At 51.8% G+C, this 521-nt stretch carries 1 protein-coding gene; it reads left to right on the top strand.

Going from position 1 to position 521, the window contains the following annotated elements:
• Window positions 1–491: PGF-CTERM sorting domain-containing protein (locus Z052_RS19005; RefSeq protein ID WP_144050083.1), on the top strand; the 491-nt coding region annotated here is incomplete at its 5' end.
• Window positions 492–521: the final 30 nt, after the last annotated feature.

Genomic DNA, 521 nt, shown 5'->3' with positions numbered 1-521 from the left:
TTGATCCGCAGAATATCACTGTGACGCAAGGTGAACGGTTCAATGTATCCACGACAGTCACAACGAGCCGCTACAGCGACAGCACTCAGGATGTTGAACTCCGTGTTGGGAACGACACGGTCGCCACTCAAGAAGTAACACTTGACCAACAGGGTAGCACGACTGTTACATTTACTGGGATCAACACGTCGGGAATCGAAGGCAGCCTTGAGTACACCGTTATGACTGAATCGGATAGTCAAACTGGAACGCTGACCGTTGAGATCCCAGATGATGGTGACGAGACAGATGACACGGATAGTGACGAGGGTGCTGATGACGGCATGGGAAGTGACGATGAAAGTGATAGCGCTGACGAAGACTCCGCAAGCGGAGAGGATGAAACAGACGAAGGAGAAGATACGGACGGCTCAACGCCTGGATTTGGGGTTGTAGCTGCCCTCATAGCATTGCTAATCGTTGGGCTCATTTCCCGGCGCCAACACAGCTGATAACGCCGTCATTTTTTCCTCTCGCTCTTC

The sequence above is a fragment of the Halorubrum sp. C191 genome (genome assembly GCF_002727095.1).
Classification (GTDB): domain Archaea; phylum Halobacteriota; class Halobacteria; order Halobacteriales; family Haloferacaceae; genus Halorubrum; species Halorubrum ezzemoulense.
Note: the sequence above shows the minus strand (reverse complement) of the source record. Positions and strands in the feature narration are given on the sequence as shown.